This is a genomic window from Microvirga roseola (genome assembly GCF_020866965.1).
Classification (GTDB): Bacteria; Pseudomonadota; Alphaproteobacteria; order Rhizobiales; family Beijerinckiaceae; genus Microvirga; species Microvirga roseola.
This window is the reverse complement of sequence record NZ_JAJATX010000106.1, coordinates 1-6242: the sequence shown is the minus strand read 5'-3', so window position 1 is coordinate 6242 and position 6242 is coordinate 1. Positions and strand designations below refer to the sequence as shown.

General features: G+C 58.3%; 2 protein-coding genes and 4 pseudogenes. 5 read left to right on the top strand and 1 reads right to left on the bottom strand.

Annotated elements, in window-relative coordinates:
- Positions 1 to 1177 precede the first annotated feature (1177 nt).
- A complete protein-coding gene (locus LG661_RS23955) occupies positions 1178 to 2386 on the bottom strand; it encodes a condensation domain-containing protein (RefSeq protein ID WP_230534507.1) in 1209 nt (402 codons plus the stop codon).
- Between the two features lie 391 nt (positions 2387 to 2777).
- Here LG661_RS23955 and LG661_RS23950 point away from each other — a divergent pair, with 391 nt between their 5' ends.
- From LG661_RS23950 to LG661_RS23930, 5 genes and pseudogenes are all read left to right on the top strand, one after another.
- Complete coding sequence (locus tag LG661_RS23950) at positions 2778 to 2999, top strand: hypothetical protein (protein WP_230534506.1); 222 nt, start codon at positions 2778 to 2780, stop codon at positions 2997 to 2999.
- A 358-nt stretch (positions 3000 to 3357) separates the two neighbouring features.
- Positions 3358 to 3960: pseudogene (plsY, locus tag LG661_RS23945) on the top strand (glycerol-3-phosphate 1-O-acyltransferase PlsY).
- Between the two features lie 72 nt (positions 3961 to 4032).
- Positions 4033 to 4601: pseudogene (locus tag LG661_RS23940) on the top strand (IS5 family transposase); the annotation flags it as partial.
- A pseudogene (locus LG661_RS23935) lies at positions 4600 to 4935 on the top strand (transposase); the annotation flags it as partial. The pseudogenes LG661_RS23940 and LG661_RS23935, both read left to right, overlap by 2 nt.
- Before the next feature lie 590 nt (positions 4936 to 5525).
- A pseudogene (locus LG661_RS23930) lies at positions 5526 to 5988 on the top strand (transposase); the annotation flags it as partial.
- Positions 5989 to 6242: the final 254 nt, after the last annotated feature.

Here is a 6242-nt window from a genome sequence, read left to right as displayed (position 1 = left end):
GCCCAGGCTCTCGCCGGAACAACCTGATCAGAACTCACAACTAGGACGCTCCAGATAGGTTGCTTGGTTGGCGCTGGGTCCCATCTATGTGGCGAAGAAGACGCAGCTTGGTAGTACGGAGGCTTCGGCGGGCGAGCACTAAGGAGTTGGCGAGCAATGGTGAAACGAGCTGGCTGTGAAAGACCTAATGACACGCCGGTCTCCCATGGCCTGGAAAGACGGATAGCTCGTGCCCAGCCCTTAACCACGTCCAGCTGCGAGACGCCGAGTATCTCGACATACTGCCACCTCCTTGTGCATTATACCTGAATCCCTCTGACTGCGCTTTGAAGGCGGAATGCTGGGGCTGCACAATCGCGTGGAGTAAGCGAGGGTTGCGGTCATATGGCCTCTGGTCTTGCTCTTACTAGGCGCTTTCTCAAACTTACAAGAATTACCGCGATAACATTTATTTATATGTCGCTGGCTGCGCTGTCAAGAGTCGTTCGCGCGGTAAGAATTGCGGCGGTACAATTAGCATGGCGTCCAAGGAGCCGCACGCTGACCTGCCAAGCAACAGCGTCGAGGCTAGCTGTGTCTCCCTATGTATCGCGAACTTGTGCCGAGTTGTCTGCCCATCGATCACCCCCGGGGCCCTGTGGGACCATTGCAGCATTGGCGCGCGATGAAGGCGTGGACCAGCCAGTGCGCGAATGGCGCCGTAGTGTACAAGCGCTACCCTTCCAAGCATCTGCGATACGGGCGCACCATCTTAGCAGATAGTACTGTCAGTCTGGCGATTTGAGGTGAGACCCGCTTGCCCTGAGCCGCGGGATCGGAAGTCACAGCGATGCCGGTCACCTCGGCTTAGATCTGATACGCTCAAGTGAAGGCGCATCAATAGTGCGCCTGAGGCGGTCTCTAGTATGGATGGGATAGGCCGTCTGCGACGCTTGCGTACGGCTCATCCTACTCACGTCCTGGTTCAATCGGCGGCATCGGTGGGCGCTGAGTCGCACGGTTCAGCCCTTGCTGCTCCCTCGGCTCCTCGGCCATGCAAGACCTCGTGCCTACTCGTAAGTTTTTAGCCGGCCTCTTAACTCAGAGTAAGAACATTTTCCGACCAACTAGCCAAGGTCAGAAGATCACGTGGCCGAGGAGCCTGCGAGCTATCTAAGGGGCATCCACTGCTTTGATCCTATAGACTGCAAGCCTCGACCAAAACTGCTTTCAGGCTTTGCAACAGTGGCGGCTGGAATGCGGGCGCTGCCTCAACTAACCGAATTACGTTGTTTGTCGTTGCGACACCAATGAAGCGCTCTCGCCTCAGGCGTGCTTGGCCGGAGGGTCCCCAGAATCCCCTCAGATCCACGTCGTCGATCCGGTCTTGAATCTCAAGTTTGCCCAGATTCGATACAACGGCGTCGTATGGGAATGCACCCATTAGACCGCATGCCAACCTCTGATCACCATCAGGTGGGAGCCTGTCCTGCAACATTCTAACACCAGCTAGGAGGTTTTCTCTCGACCTCGACGCCGCAACATCATTCGTATACTGCCTCGCACGCTGCCAAAAAGTTGCCAGTGTTGTCTCAGGTATCGAGTGGGTGGCTGCAGACGCTAACATAACGCAACCCCGATCTTGGAAACCCAATGCTGAGCGCGAATTGATGGGGTTCAAAATTGTATACTCGCTAGAACCTTCCACTTGCGACGCTGCGACCGCCAGTGCCGTGCAGATTGCACCATGTATTGTAGTCCCGTGGCTTCTTGATAGCTGCCGTGCGCGATCAAGGAACCGCGTGTCTAATGCTATCGTGTTGGTAATAACCCGATCGGTTGCAAAACTCCTCCACAAGGGTTTGCCTGCGCTTTCAATAAGTATCTGCTCACCGATGTGTTCTAGGTTCGAAGATCCTCTGTCGACGATTGTCGAGGGTTCTTGGCGAAGGGCCATCGCACGGTCATCAAGAGAAGCGGGAACTTGCAGTTTCCCTAGATCGCGCCCAGCAAGCGCCCGCATAATATCTTCGATGATAAAAACACCTGCAATTCCGTCGGCGATCGCATGGTGGAAAGTCAAGATGATGGTAGCCTCATCCGGGGTATACAAAACTGTAGCTCGGGCAAGTGGTTCACCCTCAAGAAAATCCTGTACTAGTTCTCTCTCTATGATTTCTCGCCAGTCCGGACCTTGGTCGCGCGGTAGGATAGATGGTTCTATGTGATGACTGGCGCTGACGAAATGGGGAACGTTTCGGCTATCCCGTGCGATAAGTGCTGACAGCGAAGGATGACGGGCCTGAACCGCCTGAAGCGCTATGCGGTAGTCGTTCTCGGTACGTGATACCGCTAGTTCTGCTACGACACAGAAGTGCCTTGGATGATATGATGAGTAGTCGTACATGAGGCGTTCATAAACGCCCAACGGCCGTAAAGGCGAGGATTCATTGTACATAGTTATCTTCGGCTCGTCTCGTTTCTAAATTCGGAGTGCACAATTCCCGAAGTGCTTTCTCACTGGCATTTCAGAATATAGAGATGCGACTACAGTCGTAACCGAACTTCGGCTGCTCGCGGATTGATTGCTTGCGACCAGCCGTATTTAGCCTGTGAGTGTCGACGCTTTCTAATCTGGCAGCGGTCGATGGATACAAGCCACTTTGTGTCTCTAAAGCGTCGGACAGAAATGCAAATTCGAAGGCTTTCCTTCAGCGCACAGGAGTGACGCCCTTCTGGGGTCGTGAGGTGACTCACGACCTTGAGCTATCCGGTCGACATGCACATGGTGGCGTTTGTTGAAGCGGACCATCCCTGCCGGGCTGCCGTTCACCATCGACAGCTTCGCCATCATGCTGCTACAGCGCCAGGGGCAATCTGATCGCTGGAAGATGCACACCTTCCTGGCCTTTCTGCGGGGCCATGAACTGAGCGCACCGCGGACCATCTCCGCCGGCGGGAGCGAACCGTTGCCATCGAAGTGCTCAAGCTTGTCTCGCCTGTGGGCGTGCAGCATATGAATCTCACTAGGATTTTTGCATGGAACGCGCGAGCCTGTGCTCGCTCATCGACGGCTTCGGTCCCTTGCGGCTGCTGCAGCCCTGAGGTCAGGCCGCGTGATCTGACAGTTCGAATAGAATTGCGCCTGCCTAGTTCTAGCTGTCCCTACGTTCGGGAAAAGTTCTCGTTGCTGCTCCAGCTAGCGGCATTTGCCACAGTGCGGACGGTCGGATGCTTGTTACAGATTTAACTATAGGATCTACCCCTGACATCGTTGCGCGTTGGCGCCCATATTTTTTCCCTGAAGCGGTGAGCAACTATCATTCTCGCGCGTCTACCTCTCGGGTATCTCAGTGCGAAGCCATCTACCGAGAAAAGATGTTTCACGAAGCCAATCTTCTGTACGTGCTAGGCACCCTGCTGTTCGGATATATGCTAGGCTCAATCCCGTTCGGGATTCTCTTCACCCGGATGGCCGGATTGGGCGACGTCCGGCAGATTGGCTCCGGCAATATCGGCGCCACCAACGTGCTGCGCACGGGGCGAAAAGGCATAGCGGCAGCCACCCTGCTCGGAGATGCCCTGAAGGGCACGACGGCAGCGGTGCTTCAAACTACGTCTTGGGCCCGCAGCTCGCCATGGTTACAGCACTCGGCGCCTTCCTCGGTCACCTCTTTCCGGTTTGGCTCACGTTCAAGGGCGGCAAGGGCGTTGCCACTTTCATCGGCGTTTTGCTCGGCCTGATGCCGGTCGTCGCCTTGATCTTCCTTGATTTGGCTCGGGATTGCCTTCGCGAGCAGGTACTCGTCGCTTGCCGCTCTCGTCGCTAGCGCCACGACGCCCATTATCCTGTGGCTCCTAGGCGAGCCGAGCATGGCTGCGATGACTACCCTCTTCGTAGCCCTACTCTGGTGGAAGCACAGCCAAGACATCCGCCGCCTTCTGGCCGGAACCGAAGGCAAAATCGGACAGAAGGGATAGTCTCATGTTTTTACGGATTAGGGCCCGTTAGCGTCTGAGAGCGTTGTCCCTCCTTGAGAGCAGGAGGTTCTGATGCTGACGGAGGCGCAATGGACAATGCTGGAGCCTCTGGTCGAAGCCTGCCGGCCACATGCCAAAGTGCCTCCATCCCATCTCCGGCGCACCATGAGCGCAATCCTCTGGCGGCATGAGAACGGAGCCAAGTGGCGAGCACTACCAGTCGAGCTTGGGCCGTGGTGGATGGCGGCCCAGACCTTCATCCGCTGGGCTCGTCTGGGTGTCTGGGAGCGCCTGCTGAACCTGGTGCAGGAGCAAGGCATCCAGCTCGGGATGACGTTCCTGGACGGCACGAACATCCGTGCCCACCAGAAGGCGGCGGGTGCCGCCCGAAAAGGGGCTCTCAAGCTCAACGAGACCATCGTGAGGCGCTTGGCCGGTCTCGTGGCGGCTATGGCACCAAGGCTTGCGTGATTACTGACAGCCAAGGGCGGGCGATTGCCTTCCGGATTGCTCCCGGTCAGGCGCACGAGCTGCCTGAGGCCATTCCGTTGCTCGACAGCCTGCCGGGTGTGCCCAGCTGGGTGGTGGCCGATCGCAGCTATTCCAGCCACAGCTTCCGCGAGCACATCTGGAGCATGGGCNGCTCCCGGTCAGGCGCACGAGCTGCCTGAGGCCATTCCGTTGCTCGACAGCCTGCCGGGTGTGCCCAGCTGGGTGGTGGCCGATCGCAGCTATTCCAGCCACAGCTTCCGCGAGCACATCTGGAGCATGGGCGCGAAGCCTGCGATCCCAACCAAGTCGAATGAGGCACTCGTAGCCTGCCCGGAGTGGATCTATACCAACCGCAACGTCGTCGAGCGGCTCTGGGCAAGGCTGAAGGAATGGCGCGCCGTTGCAACGCGCTACGAGAAGACAGCCCGATCCTTCATGGGCGTCCTCTGTCTCGCCGCTGCAATCGATTGGATCAGACGCTAACGGGCCCTAGCTGCGTCTAGATTGGGTTCGCTTCATCCGCTCTGGAGTGTCGGGCCCGGAGACTGTTCGTGCCTTGATGCGTCCGGTATGGCGGCGCTGCTGCACCCCCGGAAGGCTTTGGCGGAGCTCGGTCACGTGGTGGGCGCCTACTGCGTAAGGTGGGCAGCCTAACCGATGCCGAGAAACGGATACAGCATCGGACGGAAAGGCGGATCCACGACGCACCCCTCTCCGCTGGGCAGAGATTTGGAACCGAGCGGGTCTGGCAAATCGTCTGATGCTTGTCTTATGATTTGCCGGTCCTGATCGAGCAAGATGAGGACACCGCCAGCGGGTCGCGAGCTCCCTGGCGGTGGGAGGGGACGGGTCGTTCCGATGCAGACCGGTACGGGTCGAGCTAGAGTGAGACCGCCCCTCCCTTTTACTCGTGGCCTGAACGGATACCCGGGCGTGATGGCCCGCATGACAAGTCCACGACGCGGAAAAGATGCGTCATCCTATATCACAGACCGCCGGCATCGACATTGCCAAAGATCAACTCGATGTCTGTCCCTACCCTGATGGGGCCACGCGCCGCTTTTCCAACGACGCGGCTGCGCCAGATTGACCGCCAACTGGTTGCAATCGATGCACAGCTTCGGAGCCTGTGCCTGCGAGATGCAGATCTCGCCCCGCGCTTGGCGATCCTCATGAGCATTCCCGGCATCGCGCAGGCCACCGCCTTGAGCCTGCTCATCGAGATGCCCGAACTCGGAGCCCTCGATCAAAGTCAGGTGGCCAGCCTCGCTAGACTGACTCCGGTGGCGCGCGACAGCGGAGCCTCGCGCGGACGCCGCACGATCCGGGGCGGACGCGCCCATCTGCGTCAGGCGCTTGTACATGCCGGCACTGGTGGCTGCCCGCTCCAATCCGGATCTGAACGCCAAGTACTAGGCCCTGCTTGCGGCGGGAAAGCCGGCGAAAGTCGCCCTGACGGCGATCATGCGCAAACTCATCATCCTGGCCAATGTGCTCTTGCGGGACCAGCGGCACTGGAGCCCAAAACCCGCTTGATCAATACGGATACTCTAGCGGCCATTGATCGCACAGCTCGTGCTCGAGCGTTCCAGGCCCGGGTAAGGAAGCTGGTGGTTTGAATGTCGCCGGATCCACACTGGGGACCAGGATCGGAGTATCCGCTCCTGGCAGCTCAACGTTGCCCTCGCAACTCATACTTTCCCGTAGTATGATGTTGGAGGCGAAAGTCGCCTGATCACACGCGGCCGCGGGTGCGGATCATGAAGGTATCGAAGGCGTATTCGTTGAGC